General features: G+C 48.0%; 24 protein-coding genes. 23 read left to right on the forward strand and 1 reads right to left on the reverse strand.

The features are described from left to right. Positions 1-96: 96 nt before the first annotated feature. From xseA to spo0A, 12 genes are all read left to right on the forward strand, one after another. Entirely contained in the window at positions 97-1,302 is a 1,206-nt protein-coding gene (xseA, locus tag BLR06_RS00810; RefSeq protein ID WP_092067335.1) for an exodeoxyribonuclease VII large subunit, read from the forward strand. Then, positions 1,299-1,553 carry an exodeoxyribonuclease VII small subunit gene (gene xseB / locus BLR06_RS00815; protein WP_092067337.1) on the forward strand — a complete coding sequence of 85 codons (255 nt, stop codon included), beginning with the start codon at positions 1,299-1,301 and terminating at the stop codon, positions 1,551-1,553. Before xseA ends, xseB begins: the two co-directional genes overlap by 4 nt. Beyond that, a complete protein-coding gene (locus tag BLR06_RS00820; protein ID WP_092067339.1) occupies positions 1,553-2,431 on the forward strand; it encodes a polyprenyl synthetase family protein in 879 nt (292 codons plus the stop codon). The genes xseB and BLR06_RS00820 overlap by 1 nt, the downstream gene beginning before the upstream one ends. A gap of 9 nt (positions 2,432-2,440) precedes the next feature. Beyond that, positions 2,441-2,905 carry a divergent PAP2 family protein gene (locus BLR06_RS00825; protein ID WP_092067341.1) on the forward strand — a complete coding sequence of 155 codons (465 nt, stop codon included), beginning with the start codon at positions 2,441-2,443 and terminating at the stop codon, positions 2,903-2,905. A 63-nt stretch (positions 2,906-2,968) separates the two neighbouring features. Then, positions 2,969-4,855, forward strand: a complete 1,887-nt coding sequence (gene dxs, locus BLR06_RS00830) for a 1-deoxy-D-xylulose-5-phosphate synthase (protein WP_092067343.1) — start codon at positions 2,969-2,971, stop codon at positions 4,853-4,855. Positions 4,856-4,859: 4 nt separating this feature from the next. After that, complete coding sequence (locus BLR06_RS00835; protein WP_092067345.1) at positions 4,860-5,669, forward strand: TlyA family RNA methyltransferase; 810 nt, start codon at positions 4,860-4,862, stop codon at positions 5,667-5,669. A gap of 57 nt (positions 5,670-5,726) precedes the next feature. Further along, entirely contained in the window at positions 5,727-6,581 is an 855-nt protein-coding gene (locus BLR06_RS00840) for an NAD(+)/NADH kinase (RefSeq protein ID WP_092067347.1), read from the forward strand. Next, positions 6,544-7,149, forward strand: coding sequence for a tRNA 5-(aminomethyl)-2-thiouridylate-methyltransferase MnmM (gene mnmM / locus BLR06_RS00845; RefSeq protein ID WP_245697975.1), 606 nt, complete (start codon positions 6,544-6,546; stop codon positions 7,147-7,149). Before BLR06_RS00840 ends, mnmM begins: the two co-directional genes overlap by 38 nt. Positions 7,150-7,155: 6 nt before the next feature. Further along, positions 7,156-7,608 carry an arginine repressor gene (gene argR / locus BLR06_RS00850; protein WP_092067351.1) on the forward strand — a complete coding sequence of 151 codons (453 nt, stop codon included), beginning with the start codon at positions 7,156-7,158 and terminating at the stop codon, positions 7,606-7,608. Positions 7,609-7,624: 16 nt separating this feature from the next. Beyond that, a complete protein-coding gene (gene recN / locus BLR06_RS00855) occupies positions 7,625-9,331 on the forward strand; it encodes a DNA repair protein RecN (protein ID WP_092067353.1) in 1,707 nt (568 codons plus the stop codon). 331 nt (positions 9,332-9,662) lie between these two features. Beyond that, positions 9,663-11,012: a SpoIVB peptidase gene (spoIVB, locus tag BLR06_RS00860; protein ID WP_092067355.1), complete on the forward strand. Its 1,350-nt coding sequence runs from the start codon at positions 9,663-9,665 to the stop codon at positions 11,010-11,012. A gap of 170 nt (positions 11,013-11,182) precedes the next feature. Further along, entirely contained in the window at positions 11,183-11,953 is a 771-nt protein-coding gene (gene spo0A / locus BLR06_RS00865; protein WP_092067357.1) for a sporulation transcription factor Spo0A, read from the forward strand. A gap of 89 nt (positions 11,954-12,042) precedes the next feature. Here spo0A and BLR06_RS20155 read toward each other — a convergent pair whose 3' ends face one another. Next, the gene (locus BLR06_RS20155) at positions 12,043-12,171 is read right to left on the reverse strand and encodes a hypothetical protein (protein WP_255319462.1); all 129 of its coding nucleotides are present in this window, start codon (positions 12,169-12,171) and stop codon (positions 12,043-12,045) included. Between the two features lie 67 nt (positions 12,172-12,238). Between BLR06_RS20155 and BLR06_RS00870 the strand changes: the two genes are divergently transcribed. The 11 genes from BLR06_RS00870 to spoIIAA all read left to right on the forward strand — a co-directional run bounded on the left by BLR06_RS00870 (position 12,239) and on the right by spoIIAA (position 23,044). Continuing rightward, the gene (locus BLR06_RS00870; protein ID WP_092069731.1) at positions 12,239-12,766 is read left to right on the forward strand and encodes an NUDIX domain-containing protein; all 528 of its coding nucleotides are present in this window, start codon (positions 12,239-12,241) and stop codon (positions 12,764-12,766) included. After that, on the forward strand, positions 12,767-13,951 hold the full coding sequence (locus BLR06_RS00875; RefSeq protein WP_092067359.1) for an endonuclease Q family protein: 1,185 nt from the start codon (positions 12,767-12,769) through the stop codon (positions 13,949-13,951). Positions 13,952-14,028: 77 nt separating this feature from the next. Then, the gene (gene spoIIM / locus BLR06_RS00880) at positions 14,029-14,670 is read left to right on the forward strand and encodes a stage II sporulation protein M (protein ID WP_092067361.1); all 642 of its coding nucleotides are present in this window, start codon (positions 14,029-14,031) and stop codon (positions 14,668-14,670) included. Between the two features lie 260 nt (positions 14,671-14,930). Then, positions 14,931-15,878, forward strand: coding sequence for an EamA family transporter (locus tag BLR06_RS00885; RefSeq protein ID WP_092067363.1), 948 nt, complete (start codon positions 14,931-14,933; stop codon positions 15,876-15,878). A gap of 148 nt (positions 15,879-16,026) precedes the next feature. Continuing rightward, positions 16,027-17,208 carry an aminotransferase-like domain-containing protein gene (locus BLR06_RS00890; RefSeq protein WP_092067365.1) on the forward strand — a complete coding sequence of 394 codons (1,182 nt, stop codon included), beginning with the start codon at positions 16,027-16,029 and terminating at the stop codon, positions 17,206-17,208. A 205-nt stretch (positions 17,209-17,413) separates the two neighbouring features. Then, positions 17,414-17,617 (forward strand): hypothetical protein, encoded by a 204-nt coding sequence (locus tag BLR06_RS00895; protein WP_092067367.1) that lies wholly within the window; start codon positions 17,414-17,416, stop codon positions 17,615-17,617. Positions 17,618-17,746: 129 nt separating this feature from the next. Next, positions 17,747-18,634: a site-specific tyrosine recombinase XerD gene (xerD, locus tag BLR06_RS00900; protein ID WP_092067369.1), complete on the forward strand. Its 888-nt coding sequence runs from the start codon at positions 17,747-17,749 to the stop codon at positions 18,632-18,634. A 117-nt stretch (positions 18,635-18,751) separates the two neighbouring features. Next, positions 18,752-19,924: a phosphopentomutase gene (locus BLR06_RS00905; RefSeq protein ID WP_092067371.1), complete on the forward strand. Its 1,173-nt coding sequence runs from the start codon at positions 18,752-18,754 to the stop codon at positions 19,922-19,924. 13 nt (positions 19,925-19,937) lie between these two features. Next, positions 19,938-21,263 (forward strand): thymidine phosphorylase, encoded by a 1,326-nt coding sequence (locus tag BLR06_RS00910; RefSeq protein ID WP_092067373.1) that lies wholly within the window; start codon positions 19,938-19,940, stop codon positions 21,261-21,263. 129 nt (positions 21,264-21,392) lie between these two features. Then, the gene (locus BLR06_RS00915; protein ID WP_217636815.1) at positions 21,393-22,565 is read left to right on the forward strand and encodes a D-alanyl-D-alanine carboxypeptidase family protein; all 1,173 of its coding nucleotides are present in this window, start codon (positions 21,393-21,395) and stop codon (positions 22,563-22,565) included. A 143-nt stretch (positions 22,566-22,708) separates the two neighbouring features. Continuing rightward, positions 22,709-23,044: an anti-sigma F factor antagonist gene (gene spoIIAA / locus BLR06_RS00920; RefSeq protein ID WP_092067375.1), complete on the forward strand. Its 336-nt coding sequence runs from the start codon at positions 22,709-22,711 to the stop codon at positions 23,042-23,044. The last annotated feature ends 11 nt before the right edge of the window (positions 23,045-23,055 follow it).

A 23,055-nucleotide genomic window follows, 5' to 3' on the forward strand; every position in this document is an offset into this window, starting at 1 on the left:
TTTGTCTGGTTTTTTCGTTATGATTAGTATATCATTAGATAAGAATTTGTTATTATTTAGAAAGAGCATATCATTATGTAGCTAAGGGTGAGCCAATTGAGTATTTATAGTGTAACTGAGATTACCAGATACATAAAAGAGCTTTTTGACGGCAGCAGAACGTTAAGAGCGGTTTTCGTCCGCGGTGAAATATCTAATTTTAAGCGTCACTATTCCGGACACTGCTACTTTACGCTGAAGGATAATGGCGCGACGATCAGAGCGGTTATGTTTAAAAGCAAAGCGCAGTTTGTAAAATTTACTCCTGTCGATGGGTTAAAAGTGGTGGCAGGCGGTTATATTACGGTATTTGAACGTGACGGGCAATACCAGCTTTATGTGGAGCAGCTTCTGCCGGAAGGGGTTGGCGAGCTCAGTCTGGCTTTTGCCCAGCTTAAGGACAAGCTGGCGGACGAAGGCCTGTTTGATGAAAACCGCAAGCAGCGTTTGCCGCTCCTGCCCCGGGTAGTGGGCGTTATTACCTCACCGGCCGGTGCAGCGCTGCGGGATATTGTCACCGTTGCCAAAAGACGTCACGCCGGCGTGCGGTTATGCCTGCTGCCTGTGCTGGTGCAGGGTCCCGAAGCGCCCAGGCAAATTGTGAACGCACTGAATTTCTTTAATGAAAGCTACCCTGTTGACGTTATTATTGCCGGACGCGGCGGGGGATCAATTGAGGAATTATGGGCATTCAATGATGAAGCGGTTGTCCGGAGGATCGCCGCATCAAAAATTCCGGTGGTTTCGGCGGTTGGCCATCAGACTGATTATACACTGGCTGATTTCGCCGCCGATGTGCGCGCCGCAACGCCGTCACAGGCGGCTGAACTTGTTGTGCCTGATGCCAGGGAGCTATTCCGGTACGTAGGATCGCTAGGCAGCGCGCTGGAAACCGGTATCCGCAATACCATTCAGAATAAAAGAAACCGTCTGGAGCAGAGCCTGCAGAGCCGGGGCCTTACGCAGCCGCTGACGGCCATTGACGTCAAACGGCAGCTGGTGGATGCCGCAGTGCAGCGACTGGAAGAAGTTTTTACCAAAGGCTTTACCAGTAAACAACACCAGTTTAAGGTTGAGACCCAAAAGCTGGCCATGCTCAATCCCCTGGCGGTACTGGGGCGGGGGTATGGGATTATCCGCAGCCGGCAAGGGCGCATTATTCACAGGGTAACGGAAACAGCACCCGGCCAGCAGCTGGAGGCAGTTTTGCGGGATGGAATAATTCAGGTGGAAGTAGTTGGCGTTAAGGAGGACTTACAATGAAAAAAACGGTTCATGAACAGGCGGAAGTGTCGTTTGAAGAAGCATTAAGTAAATTAGAGCAGATTGTCAAGCATTTAGAAAAAGGAGATGCTTCGCTGGAGGATTTGTTAGCCAAATTTTCCGAAGGCGTAAACTTATCACAGCTATGCCTGGCCAAATTAAATTCAGCCGAGCAAGCGGTAAATACAATATTACAGCAAGAGCAGGGCAAGCTAATTGAGAAGCCTTTGGCGCTGCAGGAGGAAGAATGATGCTGAAAGCCTATTGTAAAGAAAAAGCGGCGCTTATTGACCAAACGCTGGCCGAACTGATGCCGGCCGGGGCTGCAATAGCGCCGGTTGTTATTGAGGCTATGCGCTATAGCCTGTTTGCCGGCGGAAAGCGGCTGCGCCCGGTATTGTTAATGGCGGCGGCCGATGCCGTGGGCGGACGGGGCGATCGTTATCTTAACGTGGCCTGCGGCATTGAAATGATTCATACCTATTCGCTCATCCATGATGATTTGCCGGCCATGGACAATGATGATTACCGGCGCGGCAAACCCACGAATCATAAAGTATATGGCGAAGGCCTGGCTATTTTGGCTGGAGATGCACTGCTTACAGCTGCTTTCGAAATTATGCTGCGGCAGGAGAATGCACCGCCGGAAACAGTGATACGGGTTGTCCATGAAATTGGTTTTGCCGCCGGTCCACACGGTATGGTCGGTGGGCAGGCTATAGATTTGGCTTCGGAGGGTAAAACTATCAATATAGATACCATTGCGTTGATGCATCAGGCGAAAACCGGCGCCTTATTTAAAGCCGCGATCAGAGCAGGCGCAATGCTGGCTAACGCTACAGCCGGACAAGTGGCGGCTCTCACCAAGTATGCCGAGCATTTTGGTCTGGCGTTCCAAATTACGGATGACATCCTGGACGTTGTCGGCAGCCAGGATAAAATTGGCAAGCCGGTTGGCAGCGATGTAAGAAATCAGAAAGCTACCTATGTAAGTATCTATTCGTTGGAGACGGCCCGTCAGATGGCTGAACAGGCTGTTGGACAGGCAATGGAGGCTTTGCGGGAATTTGGCGAGGAAGCCCGGGTACTGAGGGAAATGGTAACCTATTTAATTACACGCGACAGTTGAGGTGGCAAGATGGCAAATGTTTTTGTGGCCCTAGGACAAAATGTGGTGTTTATGTCGGCTGTTACTGCCTGGTTTTTGGCGCAAGTGCTTAAGACCCTGACGTCTTATTGGAAACACGGGGAATTTAATGCCGAACGCCTGGTCGGAGCAGGCGGTATGCCCAGTTCACATACGGCGCTGGTCGTTGGTTTGGCTTCGGCAGTAGGGCTGCATGAGGGTCTGCAATCATCGCTGTTCGGCATTGCTGTTATTCTGGCCGGCATTGTTATGTATGACGCGGCCGGAGTCAGACAGGCCGCCGGCAAGCAGGCCAAGGTCATCAATAAGCTGGTCCGCCAGCTCAGGGTAGAACACACAATCAATGATATCAGGCTGAAAGAACTGCTGGGACATACGCCGCTTGAGGTTATGGCCGGGGCCTTATTGGGTTTTGCAGTGGCTTACGGACTGAATAAATTGATGCTTCTTTCCTGATTTTTTGTTATAATAATTTGGTAATATTTAAGATAGATGCAGTTCTGAAAGAAGGGACTCCGGTTGAATGATTTACTTGATATGATTGACAATCCGCAGCAATTGAAGAAATTGTCGGTTGTGCAGTTGGAAAAGCTCGCTGGAGAAATCCGCGGGCTTCTTGTACATACGGTTGCCAAAACAGGCGGACATCTCGCTCCTAATCTGGGAGTGGTGGAATTAACCATTGCCCTGCACCGGGTGTTTAACAGCCCCAGCGATAAATTTGTCTGGGATGTCGGCCACCAGGCCTATGTGCATAAAATTTTGTCAGGCCGGCGAGAATATTTCAATACTTTGCGGCAAGCGGGCGGTATGAGCGGCTTTCCCAAAATCAGTGAAAGTGTGCATGATGCCTTTGGGACCGGTCATTCCAGCACCTCGATATCGGCGGCGCTGGGGCTGGCTCTGGCCCGTGATATGTCAGGCGGGCGAAACCATGTTGTCGCAATTATCGGCGATGGCTCCCTCACAGGCGGGCAGGCTTATGAAGCCCTGAACCATGCCGGTGATCTTGGTGCCAACCTGATTGTTGTTTTAAATGATAATGAAATGTCCATTGCCAAAAATGTCGGCGCGATGTCCGACTATTTATCCAAGCTGAGGACAGCGCCGACCTATAACCGGGTGAAGCATGATATTGAGTTTTTGCTCAGGCGCATTCCGGCGATCGGCGACAGTGTAGCCAAAACCGTGGAAAGGGTCAAAGACAGCCTGCGCTATTTGCTTGTTCCGGGAATGTTGTTTGAAGAACTGGGCTTTACCTATATCGGACCGATTGACGGACATAATATTGAACTAATCAGCCATATGCTGGAAAAAGCCAAAACTATGCAGGGACCGGTATTAATTCATACTTTGACCCAGAAGGGCCGGGGCTATCAACCGGCTGAGTGCAAGGCCGATAAATTTCATGGTGTTGGACCATTCTGTATAGACTCGGGAGAAGTGATCAAAAACGGCAGCAAGCCGACCTACACGGCGGTCTTCGGTGAAACCCTGATTGATTTGGCCGCAAAAGACGCCGATATTGTGGCAATCACGGCAGCCATGCCTGAGGGTACCGGTTTAAAAAATTTTGCCGGGTTGTATCCGGAGCGGTTTTTTGATGTGGGAATTGCTGAACAGCACGCCGTTACGGTTGCCGCTGGCCTGGCAGTCGCCGGCAAGAAGCCGGTGGTTGCTGTTTACTCTACGTTTGGGCAGCGGGCCTATGACCAGATTTTACATGATGTCTGCCTGCAGAATCTGCCGGTGGTGTTTGCGCTGGACCGGGCGGGAATTGTCGGTGAAGACGGTCCTACTCATCACGGGGTTTTTGATTTCAGTTATCTGCGGCATATCCCGAATCTGGTACTAATGGCTCCCAAAGATGAAAATGAGCTGCGGCATATGCTGCATACGGCGCTGGAGTTAAACTGCCCGGCAGTCATCCGCTATCCCCGGGGCAGTGGTCTGGGCGTACCGCTTGATGAAGAATTAACTGTCTTTCACCCCGGGCAGGCTGAGCAGCTTCAGCACGGCAGGGACCTGGTGTTTCTGGCGGTGGGACCGATGGTTGAACAATGCCGGGCGGCCGCTGGAATTTTAGCAGCAACCGGTATTCAGGCCGGAGTTGTCAATGCCCGCTTTATTAAACCGCTGGATGAACGGCTGTTTAGTTCACTGGCGCGCGAGACGGGAGTATTCGTTACTGTTGAAGACAATGTGCTGGCCGGCGGTTTTGGTTCAGCCGTTTTGGAATACCTAAATTTGCAAAACTGCCATTGGCTGAAATTACTAAGACTGGGCCTGCCGGATCAGTTTATCGAGCATGGCGCCAGGGAACAGCTGCTTAGCCGGTATGGACTGGATGGCGACGGGATCGCCAGGCAGTCACTGCTGTTTTTAAAGCAGTGCGGGGTGCGGTGATAGAGTGAAAAAAGAACGTTTAGATGTGATGCTTGTTGAACAGAACCTGGCAAGCAGCCGGGAACGGGCCAAAGCCTGCATTATGGCCGGGCTGGTATTTGTCAATGGTCAGAGAATTGATAAAGCAGGCGCGCTGGTGCCTGCGGGCGCCAGTATAACGGTAACCGGCGACAGTATCGGGTATGTCAGCCGGGGCGGGTTAAAGCTAGCCAAGGCGCTGGACTGTTTTGAACTGGAGCTTAGGGATAAAGTGGTGGCCGATATCGGGGCTTCTACCGGCGGCTTTACAGACTGCGCTCTGCAAAACGGGGCTTTGCGGGTTTATGCTGTGGATGTGGGTTACGGCCAGTTGGCCTGGTCTCTGCGTACCGACAGCCGGGTAATTAATATGGAACGGACCAACATCCGGAATGTTACCCCGGCTGATATCGGCGAGAGCATTGATTTTGCCTGTATTGATGTGGCCTTTATTTCTTTGGCTAAGGTTTTGCCGGCAGTAAAAGGTTTACTGGCGCCGCAGGGCGGGATTGTGGCGCTCATTAAACCGCAATTCGAGGCCGGGCGGGATAAGGTAGGCAAAAAAGGCGTTGTGAAAGATCCGCTGGTGCATCAGGAAGTGATTGCAAATGTCCTGGCAAGCAGCCGCGCGCTGGGCCTCCTTCCCAGTAAGCTTAGTTATTCCCCGGTCAAAGGGCCTGAAGGCAATATTGAATATCTGGCATATTTAGTCAATGTAACCGATGCAATTGTAACAGATGAAATAGATGAGCGAATGATTGAACATGTTGTCAATGAAGCTCATACCAGCTTGTAATGCCTGAGCGTTGTACTGAACAGGGCGTAAAATCGGGCGGATATGGAGGATAAGGCCGTGCTGACAATTGGGCTATTTCCCAATACCTGTAAACCCAATATTCGGGTTGTTTTAACTGAGCTAGTCAATTATTGCCAAACCAAGCAAGTGAGAATTTTACTGCCTGAAGAGTCAGCCGTTAGTATGGGTTATGCCCAGTTTGCCGCTCCGGCGGATGTGTTGAACAGTACGATTGATGTTGCCGTTACTTTAGGCGGAGATGGAACGCTGCTGAGCGTTACCCGTAAGCTTGCGGCGCAAGGTGTGCCGGTTTGCGGAATTAATCTGGGGCGGCTGGGGTTTCTGGCTGAGGTGGAAGTGCCGGAGCTAACGGCAATGGTTGATCAACTGCTTTGCGGTGAATATACGGTGCAAGAACGCCTGATGCTGGAAGCCTTTGTAATGAGGCAAGGCAGCTTATTGAAAGTTTCCCCGGCGTTAAACGATATTGTGATTACCAAAGGTATATTTTCGCGCATGCTGCGTCTTGAACTATATATTCAGGATACCTTTACCGCCAATTATCAGGCCGACGGGTTGATTTTCGCCACAGCAACCGGATCGACGGCTTATTCGCTGTCAGCCGGAGGGCCGATCATCAACCCAAGCTTACAGGTTGTTCTGGTCACGCCGATTTGTCCGCACACGCTTAGTTCCAGATCATTGATTATTTCCGGTGAGGAAGAGGTCAGGGTGAATACCCAGACCTCAAATAACGATGTCGTATTGACGGTTGACGGGCAAATCGCGCAGCAGCTTAAGCCCGGGGATGAGATCATCATTAAACGGGCGCCGTTTAATGCAAAATTTATTAAGCTTGCCGGAAAAAGTTATTATGAAACATTGCGGACTAAGCTATGGCGGGGCGATTGAATTGCAAAGTTTTAATGCAGTAAGTGTTGCTCACCAATTGACTGTCCTCAAGCTGGCCACCGCCCGCAATATTGTTGACGCAACTGCCGGCAATGGCAGGGATACACTGTTTTTGGCGCAAAATTCCGGCGCGCAGGCAATGATTACGGCTTTTGACATTCAGAAAACGGCATTAAATAAGACCAGGCAGCTGTTGACCGAACATCGTCTGATGGAAAAAGTCCGTCTAATTGCGGACAGTCACGCCAATGTTGCCCGGCATGTAACAGAAGCGGTCGATCTTGCCGTGTTTAATCTGGGTTACTTGCCGGGCGGCAGTCACGAAATTTCGACCAATGCAGACTCGACTCTGGCTGCCGTTCAGCAGTTAATTGCGTTGCTGGGCGCAGGCGGGTTAATTTCTTTAATTGCTTATCCAGGATATCCGGCCGGTCATGCTGAACATAGTGTATTGCAACAGTATTTTTTGCAGCTGCAGCCGAAAATTTTTACGGTAAGTTGCTGGCAAATGATCAACCATACCGGAAAAGCTCCGGTGTTTTATCTAATTGAAAAAGTAAGGAGCTGAAATTGAGTGAAGGCTATCCGTCATGCTAATATTAAGGAAATCATTGAACACAGTGTGATTGAAACGCAGGAGGATCTGGCCGAGGCATTGCGCAAAAAGAGCATTGAAGTTACCCAGGCCACTGTATCCCGGGATATCAAAGAGTTAATGCTGATTAAGGTACCGACCGGCGATGGACGGTATCGTTATGCTTTCCCTATGGAAAAAAACGTTGTTTTTTCTCAATCCCGGATGGACCGCATGTTTAGGGATTCGGTCATCGGCCTGGATTCGAGTGAAAATATCGTGGTGATTAAAACACTGCCCGGTACGGCCCAGGCGGTGGCTTCCACCATTGATTACGCCAAATGGCCTGAAATTATCGGTACTGTCGCCGGTGATGATAACATTTTAGTGGTGGTAAAACCAACCGAGGCCGCCCCGCGGATTATAGCGAAGTTTCAGGCGCTAATTCAGTAAGCTGGGAGCGAATATTGTGCTAAAAACGCTAACTGTTTTGAACTTTGCATTGATAGAACAGGCTATCGTTGATTTTACCGCAGGACTCAATATTCTTACAGGCGAAACCGGCGCCGGAAAATCGATATTAATCGATGCGTTCGGTGTCATTTTGGGCAACAGGGCATCTACTGATCACATCAGGAAAGGCGCTGAAGCTTTGCGGGTCGAAGCCGTTTTCGACACTGCCGGCAATACCGCTGTGAGCGAGCTGTTAGAAGGGCAGGCAATCGCCGCGGAAGAGGACGGCACATTAATCATCAGCCGCAGATTTACACGTAACGGCAAGAATGCCATTACCGTCAATGGCTGCCATGTAACCCTGGGGTTTTTGCGCCTGTTAGGTCAAAGGCTTGTCGATATGCACGGGCAGCATGAGAACCAGTCCCTGCTGCGGCCGGAAACCCAGCGGCTGCTTTTGGACTCCTTCAGTACGGAGCTGAAGGCTAAGCTAGAGCTTTACCGGTCGGTCTACGACAAGTGGCTGGCAATCAGCCGTGAGCTGACCGCCAGTGAGAGTAAGTCGCGGGAGCGGGCGCAGCGGCTGGACATGCTCAAATGGCAAACGGACGAAATAGCGGCAGCCAGCCTTAAGCCTGGTGAAGACAGCGAACTGGCGGCCCAGATCAAAGTGCTGGCCAATGCTGAAAAAATAACAGCTTCCCTGCATCAAGCCTATTCCATTTTGAATGACGGCGGCAAAGGCCACGGGGCTGTGATCGGCGGTCTGGCCCAGATAAAGCGCGAACTGGAAACTGTTGTGCGCTATAACAGCAAATTTGAAGCGCAGCTGACGGTGATTACCGACGCCTTGTATCAGCTCGAAGACTGCAGCCGTGAATTGCGCAATGATTATGAGAGTCTGGAGTTTAATCCACAGCGGCTGGCCAGCTTGCAGGCGCGGCTGGAGCTTATTGATAAACTGGCGAAAAAATACGGCCCCTCTACGCAGGATATATTGGACTATTATCAGCAAGCTCAGCAAGAATTGATTAGTATGGCCGGATACGATGACCTGCTCGACGCCCTGGGCAGGCAGAAGGATGAACTTGAGCGGAATTTAAGTGGCCTGGCCCGGGAGCTTACTCTGTTGCGGACAACGAATGCCGCTTTACTGGCTGAGGAAATTGAACAGCATTTAATCCATCTGGGCATGCCCAAGGCGAAATTGCAGATTGCCGTAACAGAAACCGGCCATTTTACGGCTGCCGGCTGCAATGAGATCAGCTTTTTGTTCTCGGCCAATGCCGGTGAAGAGCCGCAGGCTGTTCATAAAGTGGCGTCAGGCGGTGAACTGTCCCGCCTGGCGTTAGCCATAAAAACTGTTTGTGCGGCCAGGGATAATGTCGGCACAATGGTTTTTGATGAAATTGACAGTGGAATTGGCGGCCAGACAGCTCAAATGGTTGCGGAACGAATCGCGATGGTTGCTGCAGCCAAGCAAGTATTATGCATCACGCATTTACCGCAAATTGCGGCTATGGCCGATGCTCATATTTATCTAGAGAAACAGGCGGATGATGAACGAACAATTACCAAAATCCGCTGCCTGACTAAAGCTGAACAATTGACTGAATTAGCCCGGATGCTATCCGGCACAGTGACCGATTTAGCTCTTGACAATGCCGCTCAGATGCTTCAGTTTGCATTAAATAAAAAAGAAAAATGGAAAAATAAAGCGTAAGCGAGAGCTTGCGCTTTATTTTTGCTTAAAATCGTCTTTAATAAACTTCCAAGGCAATAAATGCATCTAATTCCGGAATAATCCCCAAAAAAATCGGGAAATCTTTATTTTGAGATCAAAAAATATTTCGCACTGTCCAGTACTGCGCCAATCTTGAAACGGCAAGATAATGGCGAGACGGATTTTTGTGAGACAAGGCGGAATGAGGCATACCAAACGTATGCCGATTGACGACAACGCAGTATTACGGAAATTCGTCCGTCAGTTGCTGCTATTCAGGGGTGGTGCAGTACTAGGTTGGCACAAATGGTACAGGGAGTGATGGCACACTATGCTGGGTACTAAATGGCGTTCCGTTGTGGGAATGTGTATTGCCGTACTGATTATCGCTTTTTCGTCTTCGCCTCAGTTCCGTAACATTTACGGTCTTCCGCTCCAAATGAGAATCATTCAGGGAGAGACAGCTTTTTTTAATGTAAACTATCCGCTCACAGTTACGGTAAGTCAGGATTTGGATGACAGTTTAAGAATCAAAACCCAGCCTTCAGGTTATGCCATTTCCCGGCCGGTCTTTTTGGAACCGGTAAAATTGGGGCGGGCGACTGTTGAGTTTAAACTGTTAGGCTTAATCCCCATTCGCACCGTCCAGGTCGATGTACTGCCTCAGTTGAAACTCGTTCCCGGCGGCCATTCCATTGGTGTGGTAATGCAGTCCCACGGTGTTATTGTCGTCGGAAATTCACCTGTTCAGGTAAATGAAGGTCAATATGTGACGCCGGCTAAAGATTCCGGGATTCAGGTGGGAGATGTAATTCTGGGTATTAATGATACTCCGGTGCACAGCGACAGCCAGGTTGCTGAAATGATCGACGGCAGCGGCCGGGAGCAGGTGCTGCAGTTTCTTATTAAGAGAGGTGATGAACAGCTGACAATCAGTGTAAAAACAGTTTTGTGCAATGATACCAAACGCTACCGGATTGGCTTGTTTGTCCGGGACAGCGCGGCTGGCGTGGGTACGCTGACTTTTTACGAGCCAGGTTCGCAAGCTTATGGTGCATTAGGTCATGTGATTACCGACAATGATACCAATCAGCCGATTGATTGTGAACAGGGCAAAATTGTACCGGCAAGCGTGTCCGGCATTCAGCAGGGCAAACGTGGCCAGCCCGGCGAAAAGATCGGCGTATTTATTGAAGAGGATCAATTGCTGGGCAATATTCAAAAAAATACAAAGTTTGGAATTTACGGAAAGCTTAACCAAGCGATGGACAATGCGGTTTATTCCGAAGCATTGCCGGTGGCATCAATGAATCAAGTGCAAACAGGCGCTGCGGAAATGCTGACTGTGGTTGAAGGCCAGACCATTGAACGGTTTGCCATTGAAATCCAGCGGATTAACTTACAAAACTTTCCGGAAAGCAAGGGTTTGGTCATTAAAGTGGTCGATTCACGCTTATTAGAGCGTACCGGGGGCATTGTCCAGGGAATGAGCGGCAGCCCTATCATTCAAAATGGCAAAATCGTCGGGGCTGTTACCCATGTTTTTGTTCATGATCCAACCAAAGGATATGGCTGTTTTATTGATTGGATGTTAATGGAAAGCGGGATCATACCGCCCAAAGAACAGCAAACAAGCAAGCGTTTATTCACCTATGGCAGCCGTTTAAACAAAAGCGCTTAAATTCAGGCGGAGTTGAACTGCAGGAAATATGCAGTTCAACTCCGCTTTTTCTGATAATTTTAATAAATTAACAAAATGTTGGGTTTTTTTTCCATACAAGGAAGGAAATGACGGGGATTTGTCGAAATCTATTTTCAGAAGATCATAAAGCGCAAGGAGAGGATATAACGGTGGTTAAAGAAAGAATTAGAGTAGCTATTGCTGATGATAACCGGGAATTTGTAGGCATTATTCAGGAGTATTTAAGTCAGCAGCCGGACATTGATTTGATTGGTGTAGCGTACAATGGCGAGGAAATTTTAACAATCATTGAAGAAAAGAAACCGGATGTCGTAATTTTAGATATCATTATGCCTCATCTTGATGGCATTGGTGTCTTGGAACGGATTAATGAGTTTAACGGCAGACGTCCCAAAATTATTATGCTGACCGCTTTCGGGCAGGAGAGCATTACCCAGCGGGTTGTGGAGCTGGGGGCTGATTATTATATTTTAAAGCCTTTTAACATGGAAGTGATTAGTAACCGGATCCGTCAGCTGGCCAGCACAATTACGTCTCAGCGGCCAGTGATCGCCCAGGCGCTGAAAGCCCGGCCAATGGATCTGGAGGTAACCAATATTATCAGGGAAATTGGCATTCCGGCGCATATTAAAGGCTATCAATACTTACGGGATGCAATTATGATGATTATTACGGAAATAGAATTGTTAGGAGCTGTGACCAAAGTTCTGTATCCAATGATTGCCGAAAAATATTCCACAACGCCCAGCCGGGTTGAACGGGCCATCAGGCATGCCATCGAAGTGGCCTGGGGCAGGGGCAACATGGATATGATTAACCGGATATTCGGTTATACCATAAAACTGGAAAAAGGCAAACCTACCAATTCCGAGTTCATGGCAATGATTGCCGATAAACTGCGCATGGAAATGCGCGCCTGATAAGATCAGAGACATAAAGCCCGTTCAGCGAATACAGGAAGCTGAAACGGGCTTTTGTTATGCAGTGCGGTATGGTATGATAGTTTAGGCTAATGCAGTTTACTTTCAATGAGTTCTTTGACTGTTGTATAGATTTGTCCGGCTTCCCGCAGGAAGCGGCGAAGGTCTTTGATTTTGCCGGACATATACAGGCCATGGTACATCGTAATGATTTGCATGGACAATCCCTCCCTTAAGCAATATATATGAAAGGTTTTAAATAATATGCCAGGAGGCTATAAAATGATGGATCATCTCACTGAAAAATTTATTAAATCTGAAGTGGTTTTTAACGGCAGCCTGTTAACCGTTCGTCGTGATACCGTAGAGCTGCCCAATGGCAAGCCGGCCACCAGGGAGTTGGTTGAACACCCCGGGGCGGTGGCCGTAGTGCCGGTGCGTTCCGACGGTAAGGTATTACTGGTACGGCAGTATCGCTATCCGGTAGGCCGGTTAACCCTGGAAATTCCAGCCGGTAAGCTGGATCAGGGAGAGAAGCCGGAGGATTGCGCCAAACGGGAACTGGAGGAGGAGACCGGTTATCAGGCCGGCAAACTCCGGCGGCTGTCGGCAGTCCTGACAACGCCCGGTTTCACCAATGAACTGATTCATCTTTACGTTGCCGAAGAATTGGTATTGAAAGAGCGCCATCCGGACGAAGATGAGTTTATTGATGTTGAAGTTTTCTCGCCGGATGAAATCAGGACAATGATTGAAAACGGCGCGCTTTGTGATGCCAAAACATTGTTGGGGCTGTTGTTGGCAGGTTTGTAAATGAAGAATTTTTTTGCGGATTTACATATTCATGTCGGTATGAGCGAGCAGGGCCAATGGGTCAAAATTCCCACATCACGCCGGCTAACCATCCACAATATTTTAGCAGAGGCAGCCGAACGCAAGGGACTGGCGCTAATTGGCGTTATTGACGCCTTGTCGCCATTGGTCTTAAATGATTTATCCGACTTGGTTAACCGTGGTTTGCTTACTTTATGCAGCGGCGGCGGCTATCGCTATCTGGATAAAATCACCCTGCTGTTAGGTGCGGAAATTGAAACCGTTGAGGCCCGGGGCGGACAGTCGCATACCCTGATTTTCCTGCCCGATATTGCTGAGATGACCCGGTTTTCCCAGCGGATGGCCAATCATATCCGCAATATCAACCTGAGTTCGCAAAATGCTCATATCCCTTTGGGCAGGTTAATTGAAATAGCTGGCGAGCATGATGCGGTCATTATTCCAGCCCATGTGTTTACCCCCCATAAAAGCCTGTTTGGCGTGTGCTGCCATCGCCTGGACTCCATTCTTACCGACCGGCAAATAGCCCGGATTGGAGCCATTGAGCTGGGCCTAAGCGCTGACAGCGTGATGGCTGACCGGATACCGGAATTGGCGCAATTTAGTTTTTTGTCTAATTCTGATGCTCATTCGCTGGATAAAATTGCGCGGGAGTACAATGTTTTGATGATGGCTGCGCCCAGCTTTACGGAGTTTGCCAAGGTCTGCCGCCGCCAGGAAGGGCGCCGGGTCGCGGCCAATTATGGACTGGATCCCCGGCTAGGTAAATATCACCGTTCCTGTTGCCCCTCCTGCGGGACGGCAGTCGCAGCAACTGTTTTACCCGGTCAATGTTCCGTCTGCGGCGGCAATCAACTGATCCAGGGTGTATTTGACAGGATTGAACAAATTGCTTCTTACCGGCTGCCGCAGCATCCCGGCCATCGGTCGCCCTATATTTATCAGATTCCGCTGGAATTCATTCCTGGTATTGGCAAGAGAGCCATGGCCAAATTGCTAGCCGACTTCGGCACGGAGATGAATGTCCTGAACAAGGCCGGTTATGCCGAACTAGTGAGCAGCGTCGGTGAGCGGCTGGCCGGCTGCATTGCCGAAACGCGTTCCGGCCAGGCCCGGATCGTCAATGGCGGCGGCGGCGTTTACGGCCGGGTGAAAAGGCACTAGCACCTAGGACAAATAGGTATAAACAGGGCGGCCCCTGCATAGTTTGTAAAAGGTAACTAAGCAGGGAGGAGCAGGCTATGCTGGGCTATTTTCGCCAGAATCTGGCTGAATATCTAAAATCCAATATTGTGGCTTATTTTTTTATTATCCTGATCTTTATTGTGGGGATCGTCGTTGGGGCACTGGCAGTGAAAACCCTGCCGGATGAACAGAAAACCGAATTAATCAGCTATCTGCGGATATTTTTTACCGGCCTGGTCAAAGGGGCCGATGGTATTGGCGATACTTCCGGCCTGTTAGGAAGCGCTGTCCTGAACAACATAAAAACGGTCAGTTTAATGTGGGTTTTAGGGTTTACCATTGTAGGCATCCCGTTCGTACTGTTTATGATATTTACCCGGGGCTTTATTATCGGCTTTACCGTTGGTTTTTTGGTTAACGAATATGTAATGAAAGGAATGCTGTTTGCTCTTGCAGCGGTATTGCCTCATAATTTTCTAGCGATACCGGCCATTGTGGTTACCGGTGTGGCCTCAGTTTCGTTCTCTCTCCGGCTGCTTCGCCGCAAAGCGCGGACCCGTCCGGGCATAGTGGCGGAATCGATCAATTATACCGGTATTTGTTTGGTCATGCTGCTGCTGATTGTCGTTGCAGCCTTTATTGAGGTGTATGTTTCTCCGGTGTTTATGAAACTGGTGGCAGGTCTTTTATTAAAATAACAGGTTGACAAAGAGCTATGACTATATAGCTCTTTTTTTGTTGTCAAAGATCGGGGGATAATAGATTAAACAGTCTTTCCCGTTTTTGCTGTTCGGTTGTCGTTGATATACAGCAAGCAAAGCTTAATTACAGCTTGGACAGGAGGAAACTTCAGTTAAAAATAAGTATTGCGCGTTATAACGCATAGGTATATAATTGGAATTGAACGTTATAACGCACGAAATGGAGCGTATTAGAACAAGGTGCGGGAGGACTTAAAATGGCTTTACCTGTTGTAATGGCTTTACTGGCTGTATATATATTCTGGGGAGGGACTTATTTAGCGATGAAAGTTGCTATTGAAACATTACCTCCTTTTACAATGGCGGGAATACGATTTTTAATAGCCGGGGCCATTGTATATGCCTGGCAAGCGGGGCGAGGCGTGGAACAGCCAAAGCCGGTTCACATGAAGAACGCAGCTATTGTGGGCGTTACGATGCTGCTGGGGGGGAATGGCTTAATTGTGTGGGCTGAGCAATATGTATCAAGTGGTATTGCTGCTATTATTTTCGCTACGGTACCATGCTGGGTAGCTTTGCTTTCCTGGCTTTGGCAGGGGGGCGCGCGTCCTAATGTTATGGTTTTTGGAGGACTCATCCTGGGGATTATTGGAATTTTACTATTGGTGAATAATTCTGTTGGCGAACTTTCGAGCACTGCATCACAGTGGATTGGTTATATGGTATTAGTAATTTCATCTCTGTTCTGGGCGGTAGGTGCACTCTATTCCCGGGTAGCGAAACTGCCTGCATCGCCATTTATGGCTACGGCGCTGCAAATGCTTTTTGGCGGAGGAGCGTGTTTGTTATTTGGCTTGATGATCGGTGAATGGCCGCAACTAAATTTTGCTTTGGTATCAAACCGTTCGCTGTTTGCCTTAGGATATTTAATTGTATTTGGTTCTATTATTGGGTTTAGCGCCTATATCTGGTTATTAAAAGTAACCGATCCTACATTGGTGACAACTAATACTTATGTTAATCCGATTGTAGCGGTATTTCTCGGGTGGGTACTTGCCGGAGAACGAATGACCGGTAATGATGCGTTGGCCGCCATCATCATTGTATTGGCTGTTATTATGATCCATAAGGCCAATCATCGGAAAAAGGTGGTGATTCCTGCCCCAGAGCAAGTAGCATTGACTATGGGGCAGGAGGGGAAATGATTAACTCTTAAAGAGAGCGGTTTAGAAGAGTGTCTGTTATTCAAACGACAGCAGGCGTTCAATGATAAAATCAACTATTTAAAGGAAATCCGGCCACTTTATTCGAATCCCAAAAAGTATGTAGAAATATACTCAGGAGGGGAAGTTGATGACTGTAGTCTTTGCAGACCGTATGGAGTTTTTGAGAGCATCTGAAATTCGTGAAATTTTAAAAATTACTCAACGGCCGGAAGTCATTTCTTTTGCCGGAGGGCTTCCGGCTCCGGAACTATTCCCCGTGGAAGAAATGAAGTGTGTTGCTTTAAAGGTATTGGAAGAGTCAGGAAAACAGGCGCTTCAATACTCAACTACCGAAGGCTTTGAACCGCTTCGTAAACAAATTGAGGTCAGGCTTAATAAAAAATTCAAGGTAGATGTTAAATACACCAATATACTTATCACCAGCGGCTCACAACAGGCCTTGGATCTTACCGGAAAGCTATTTTTAAATCCACAGGATATCGTTCTTTGCGAAAGTCCGACTTATTTAGCAGCAATAAGCGCTTTTAAAGCCTACAAGCCTAATTTTATTGAAGTGCCTACGGATGATGATGGAATGATTATCGGAGAACTGGAAAAGATTTTACAAACTACTGTAAATATAAAGTTCATCTATATTATTCCGGATTTTCAAAATCCAACGGGCCGGACGTGGTCTTTAGACAGGCGTCGACAATTTATAGAAGTAATAAATCAATATGAAATCCCTGTAATTGAGGATAATGCTTATGGAGAATTACGATTTGAAGGTGAAGTTTTACCAGCTATTAAGTCCTTTGATTCCAAAGGTCTTGTCATTTTTGTAAGTACTTTTTCAAAAACTTTCTGTCCTGGGCTCAGGATAGGCTGGATAGCAGCTGATACTCAATTTATTGAAAAATATGTGCTGCTTAAGCAGGCGGCGGATCTCCATACCTCCTCTATAAGTCAAAGAGAAATATCCAGATATATAGAATTATATGATTTTGAAGCGCATATTAAAATGCTGGCTGAGGTATATAAAGGCCGCAGGGACGCTGTGGTAACTGCGATGCAAAAATTCTTTCCTCAAAACGTCAGGTTTACTTATCCCCAAGGCGGCTTATTCACCTGGGTGGAGCTGCCCAGGCACGTTAGCGCGAAAGCGTTATTAGAAAGATGCCTTAAACAAAATGTGGCTTTTGTCCCGGGAGATTCTTTCTTTCCGAATGGACGTATCGAAAATACCTTCAGGCTTAATTATTCCAACATGCCGGAGGAAAGAATTTACGAAGGTATAAGACGATTGTCAAAAGAAATTGAAAATTACTGAAAGCTTAATTTCGGCAGGCATAGATGCCTGCTTTTTTTGTCTGTTGGTCAACTTAATTATCACAAATGATTACCCGTAATCATTTGTGATAATTAAGTTGCATAAAAAAAGTAAAATGCCAGCATAAATGGCTATTGAAAGGCATAGATAATTACTAGCCATAAATTATGATATTAAGTTAAGCAATGGAAAGCGGGGTGAGTAAATGGTAGTCGTTTTTCCGTTAAACCATTGGCTGAAAAGGCTTAAAATTGGCGTACAGATCGTCATTTTAGCGGTTATTTTATTTTACATTTTACCCAAGCTTCTCAGCCAGCTCTGGTTCATGAATCAAGTTGAGGAAAGAATTAAGCCGGACTACCTGGAAAAACCGCTGCGCGTAATAAATACCTTCACGCGGAGCGGTTAATTACAAAAAACGTAAAATAGCAGCTTATTTTGACAGTAAAATAAAGGAAATCTAAGTTTTATGTGGAATAGCTTCAAAGTAAGTGCTTGGGCTGTAAGGATCGGAAACTGGGAAAAGGGTGGTAAAGAAATGGAAGGTTATGTTAATGAGTTTATTAACTATCTTGCTGTTGAGCGTGGTTTAGCGCAAAATACTCTGGAATCTTATGGAAGAGATTTACGTCAGTTCGAAACCTATTTGCAGAGCGGTAAAATGGAAATATTAAAAGACTCTAATCGCAATACCATCCTTGGCTATTTAAGCAATCTTCAATCTAAAGGCCGCGCTGTTTCAACAATCTCGCGTAATCTGGCGGCAATTAAGTCATTTTACCAGTATCTGGTGCGTGAGCGCTATATAGATAAAGATCCGGCAGCCAGTTTGGAGTCTCCCAAGCTGGAAAAAAAACTGCCTAAAATACTTTCCATCACTGAAGTGGAGGAACTGCTTAAACAGCCGAATACCCTGCTGCCAACCGGCTTACGTGACAAAGCTATGCTTGAGTTGCTTTATGCAACCGGCATTAGAGTATCAGAGTTGATTTCGTTGAATATCTCAGACGCCAATCTGGACATGGGCTATATTAAATGCTACGGCAAAGGCTCGAAAGAGCGTATTGTACCGCTTGGTTCAATTGCCGCCAAATGCGTTCAGGAATATATTGCCAAAGGCCGACCTAAACTGGTGCGTACCTATGAAGAGCCGTCACTATTTGTCAATCACCACGGCAACCGGCTGACCAGGCAGGGCTTTTGGAAAATCATCAAGAAATATGCCCAGGAAGCCAGTATTACCAAAGAAATTACCCCCCATACCTTAAGACATTCTTTTGCCACCCACTTGCTGGAAAACGGGGCTGATTTGCGTTCAGTCCAGGAAATGCTGGGTCATGCCGATATTTCCACAACGCAAATCTATACTCACGTGACGAAAAACCGCTTAAAAGAAGTGTATGATAAAACGCATCCCCGAGCATAATACATTTAATTTTATTCATTCAAAAAGGTGTATTTTGAACTGCATCAGGGATGCTTTCATTTGCCAGGGCTTGGTGCAAGCCGGATTTGCAAATTCTTTATAAGGAGTTAAAGAGCTTTGTTTAAACGAGTCATTATTTTAGTGTTAGACAGCGTTGGTATCGGTGCGGCTCCTGACGCGGCTGAATATGGAGACGGTAAAGTAAATACGCTGGCCAATATTGCTCGCTCACAAGGCGGGCTTTTTTTGCCTAATCTGGAAAAAATGGGTTTGGGCTGCATTGAAGACATCACCGGGGTTAAAAAAACTGCGGCGCCGCAGGCCAGTTACGGTAAAATGGCTGAAATATCCAAAGGAAAGGATACCACCAGCGGACATTGGGAATTGGCAGGCTGCCCGTTATTTGCGCCTTTTCCGGTATACCCGGACGGCTTTCCCCCAGTGATGATCGAGCAGTTCACGGCGCTTACGGGGCGTAAAATTTTGGGAAATAAAGTGGCTTCCGGAACGGAAATCATTGCCGAACTCGGGGCCGAGCATATGCGAACCGGTTATCCGATTGTATATACCTCGGCTGACAGTGTTTTTCAGATTGCCGCCCATGAAGAGGTGATACCGCTTGATCATTTATATGAGCTGTGTAAAATCGCCCGCGAACAGGTTTGTACCGGCGAGCATGCGGTTGGCCGGATTATAGCCAGACCGTTTACCGGCAGGCCGGGTGAATTTGTCCGGACCGCCAACCGGCATGATTATAGCCTTACCCCACCTGCGGATACAGTGCTTGATGTGATGAAAGCAGCCGGATATTCAGTTACCGGTATTGGCAAGATTGGCGATATTTTTGCGCACCGCGGCCTGACCCGTTCTGTTCCCAGCAAATCGAATGCCGATGGTATGGAAATATTAACTGCGCTGACCAGGGGAAATGCCGGGAATGGTCTGATTATGGTTAACTTGGTGGATTTTGACAGTAAATACGGTCATCGTAACGATGTTGCCGGTTATGCCGGCGCCCTGGAACAATTTGATGAAGCTTTGGGCCGCTTGCTGCCGGCAATAGCCGCCGGAGATTTATTGCTGATTACCGCTGATCATGGCTGTGACCCCACTGCCCCCGGAACGGATCATACCCGTGAATATGTGCCGCTTATGGCTTATGCTAAAGATGGCCGGGGTCAGCCGCTGGGAACACGCAGCACCTTTGCGGATGTGGCGGCAACCGTAGCCGCTAATTTCGGGTTGCCGCCATTTGCCTATGGAACCAGCTTTTTATCCGAACTATTATGAGAGGTACAGCCAAATGAGAATGCCTGATATTATTGCGAAAAAGCGTGATGGCGGCCAGCTTGATCAGCTTGAAATCCGGCAGCTGGTTACTGATTATACCAATGACCTTATTCCTGACTATCAAATGGCGGCGTTTTTGATGGCGGTTTTTTTGCAGGGAATGACGTATGAAGAGACGGCAGCAATGACCATGGCGATGGCCGAGTCAGGAAAGTGTGTTGATTTGAGCGCAATTTCCGGAATTAAAGTGGACAAACACAGTACCGGCGGCGTCGCTGATACGACTACGCTGATTTTGGCCCCTTTGGTTGCCGCCGCCGGTGTTCCGGTGGCCAAGATGTCGGGGCGGGGTCTAGGGTTTACCGGTGGTACAATTGATAAGCTGGAGTCAATTCCCGGCTTTCGTACAACCTTAACCCAGCGGGAATTTAGTGACAATCTAAAAAGATATGGGGTGGCTCTTACCGGTCAAAGCGCGGATGTAGCCCCGGCTGACGGTAAAATTTACGCCTTGCGCGACGTAACTGCTACTGTGGAGAGCATCCCGCTAATTGCTTCATCGGTGATGAGTAAAAAAATTGCGGCCGGGGCTGATAAAATACTGCTGGATGTAAAAGTTGGCAGCGGCGCGTTTATGAAGGATTTAGGCGCTGCGGTTGAACTGGCCGGGACAATGGTAAAGATTGGCGAAATCGTCGGCCGGGAAACAAAGGCTGTACTGACCAGTATGGAAGAACCGCTGGGCTTGAATATTGGCAATAGTCTGGAGGTTCTGGAAGCCATTGATGTTCTGTCCGGGCAGGGAAAAGAGGCCTTGCGGGAAGTGTCCCTGACCTTAGGCGCGCATATGCTTAACATGGCCGGCCGGGAAAAAAGTCAGGCGGCGGCCCGTAAGTTGCTGGAGAAGTATCTTGATGACGGAACAGCCTTAAGGAAATTTGCCGAGTTTATCAATGCCCAGCATGGTGACCCGGCGATTATTGAGCACCGGGAGCTGTTGCCTCAGGCAGTCTGTCAGCAGCAGGTATTCGGCGGGGCCAGCGGATTTATTGAAAAGATTGATGTGGCTAAACTTGGCTATAGTGCCGCCGTTTTGGGAGCAGGCCGGACTTATAAGGGACAACAAATTGATTTGGCGGCCGGCATTGTCATGCAATGCGGAATTGGCGATTATATTGAGCCGGGCCGGTCTATTGCCGTCCTCTACACAAATGACCCGATGAAACTTAGCGCCGCTGAGCAACTGCTGAGGCAGGCCTTAACAATCGGCAGGGCAAAAATTAAACGGCCGCAGCTTATTTTGGGCGTAGTGGATAAAGACGGTTATCATAATTTATAAAAATATTGGCAAAAAACAACAAAGGCCGGCAATCGCCGGTCTTTGTTGTTTTTTCCAGTGTACACTTTTTTCAAGTTGGTTAACCTAACACAAACGAATGAATGCAAAACGAAAGGAGTGTTGAAGTTTATGCATCAGATGCGTCCGAGCAGACTTATTGTAATGCTGATCGCAATTTTGCTGATTGTATCTATTGTGACCGCCGGTGCATGGGCGGCCGAACCGAAAAGGAGCGCAGCCCAACTGGAAACAATTGCCGAATCAGCAGTTTTAATGGATGGCAATGGAACGGTACTATTTGAAAAAGATTCACATAAACAATTACCGCCGGCCAGTGTGACCAAAGTGATGACCTTATTGCTGGCAATCGAGGCAGTAGAGCAGGGAAAGGTAAAATTGACCGATCCGGTGACAACCTCAGAAGGAGCCTGGCGGCAAGGCGGTTCGCAAATATGGCTGGAACCGGGCGAGAGTATGACTCTGCATGAAATGTTGATTGCGCTGGCTGTCGTAAGCGCCAATGATGCGGCGGTTTCTGTTATGGAGCATATATACGGCAGCCAGCAGGCGGCCGTAGACGCCATGAACAACCGGGCTCAGGCCTTAGGGTTGAAAGATACCAATTTTGCCAATGTTAACGGCCTGCCGATTCCCGGGCATTACATGAGTGCCTTTGATACGGCCTTAATTGTCAAAGAGGCAGTGCGCCATCCTCTTTATATGGAATTGTGCAGCATCAAAGAATATTGGCTGCGCGACGGAAAGAACTGGCTGGTCAATACCAATAAATTATTATGGTGGTATAAAGGAGCGGATGGCTTAAAAACCGGCTGGACGGAAGACGCTAAATATTGTTTTGCCGGAACGGCAAAACGGGATGGTCTGCGATTGATTTCGGTTGTTTTTGCAACACCTGAACCGCGTTCTCATTTAAGAGAAAGTATGCGCCTGATGGATTGGGGCTTTGCCAATTATGCAGCAGTGCCGATAATTGAAGCCGGCGCTCCGGTTGAGCGGCTTAAGGTAAGCAAAGGACAGGAAAAGGAAATTGCGCTGGTGGCTGCTGAAGATCTGAATTTATTGGTGGCCAAAGGTCAGGGGAAAAACCTGCAAAAGACAATAACGGCCGATCCGGTGGTTACTGCTCCGGTGGTTCAGGGGCAAAAATATGGTGAGCTGGTGATATTGCGGGATGGACAGGAGCTTGGCAAAGTAGATTTGGTTGCTGAACGCAGCATTGAAAAGGCCGGCTTCTTCAAAGTATTCCAGGATATGTTCAGCAATCTGTTTAGTATTGGTTAGTACTGTGTGTGCATTCTTGGAACTTTAGATTGTTTGCGCTAGCAGGCGGGACGTTATGTCCCGGCTTTTTTTTAAGCCAGGCAGGAAAAATTTTCCTTATAACGAATATAAGAATCCTAGATGCAATTTGAAGGAGGAATAGCATGAAGATAGTCACTTTGTTGAAGCAAGGTGTGTTAATAGTGCGGGTGGAAGGTGAGTTGGACATGCATGTGGCTGATGAATTCCGCAAGCTGGTCGATGATGCGATCGATTCCTATGGGGTGAAGAATGTAATTCTTAATTTGCAGGAGGTATCATTCATTGACAGTTCCGGTCTAGGCGTAATTCTAGGACGTTATAAGAGAATCAGTCATGGCGGCGGCAAGCTTGCAGCCACAAATGTTCAGCCCCAGGTCACGAAAATTTTCGAGTTATCAGGTTTATTAACAATCATAAAGCTGTATGAATCTGAAAACCAAGCTTTAACGCAGGCGTGAGGAGGAACATT

The organism is Dendrosporobacter quercicolus, assembly GCF_900104455.1.
Classification (GTDB): Bacteria; Bacillota; Negativicutes; order DSM-1736; family Dendrosporobacteraceae; genus Dendrosporobacter; species Dendrosporobacter quercicolus.

Bases quoted from the DNA above. Each gene is read 5' to 3' on its own strand.
- BLR06_RS00885 (WP_092067363.1), top strand. From the start codon at position 14,931: ATGGCTTTACCTGTTGTAATGGCTTTACTGGCTGTATATATATTCTGG.
- mnmM (WP_245697975.1), top strand. From the start codon at position 6,544: ATGAAACATTGCGGACTAAGCTATGGCGGGGCGATTGAATTGCAAAGT.
- BLR06_RS00825 (WP_092067341.1), top strand. From the start codon at position 2,441: ATGGCAAATGTTTTTGTGGCCCTAGGACAAAATGTGGTGTTTATGTCG.
- BLR06_RS00820 (WP_092067339.1), top strand. From the start codon at position 1,553: ATGCTGAAAGCCTATTGTAAAGAAAAAGCGGCGCTTATTGACCAAACG.
- BLR06_RS00895 (WP_092067367.1), top strand. From the start codon at position 17,414: ATGGTAGTCGTTTTTCCGTTAAACCATTGGCTGAAAAGGCTTAAAATT.
- spoIIM (WP_092067361.1), top strand. From the start codon at position 14,029: ATGCTGGGCTATTTTCGCCAGAATCTGGCTGAATATCTAAAATCCAAT.
- spoIVB (WP_092067355.1), top strand. From the start codon at position 9,663: ATGCTGGGTACTAAATGGCGTTCCGTTGTGGGAATGTGTATTGCCGTA.
- BLR06_RS20155 (WP_255319462.1), bottom strand. From the start codon at position 12,171: ATGCAAATCATTACGATGTACCATGGCCTGTATATGTCCGGCAAAATC.
- BLR06_RS00910 (WP_092067373.1), top strand. From the start codon at position 19,938: ATGAGAATGCCTGATATTATTGCGAAAAAGCGTGATGGCGGCCAGCTT.
- xseB (WP_092067337.1), top strand. From the start codon at position 1,299: ATGAAAAAAACGGTTCATGAACAGGCGGAAGTGTCGTTTGAAGAAGCA.
- BLR06_RS00890 (WP_092067365.1), top strand. From the start codon at position 16,027: ATGACTGTAGTCTTTGCAGACCGTATGGAGTTTTTGAGAGCATCTGAA.
- BLR06_RS00875 (WP_092067359.1), top strand. From the start codon at position 12,767: ATGAAGAATTTTTTTGCGGATTTACATATTCATGTCGGTATGAGCGAG.
- BLR06_RS00870 (WP_092069731.1), top strand. From the start codon at position 12,239: ATGGATCATCTCACTGAAAAATTTATTAAATCTGAAGTGGTTTTTAAC.
- BLR06_RS00915 (WP_217636815.1), top strand. From the start codon at position 21,393: ATGCATCAGATGCGTCCGAGCAGACTTATTGTAATGCTGATCGCAATT.
- spoIIAA (WP_092067375.1), top strand. From the start codon at position 22,709: ATGAAGATAGTCACTTTGTTGAAGCAAGGTGTGTTAATAGTGCGGGTG.
- xerD (WP_092067369.1), top strand. From the start codon at position 17,747: ATGGAAGGTTATGTTAATGAGTTTATTAACTATCTTGCTGTTGAGCGT.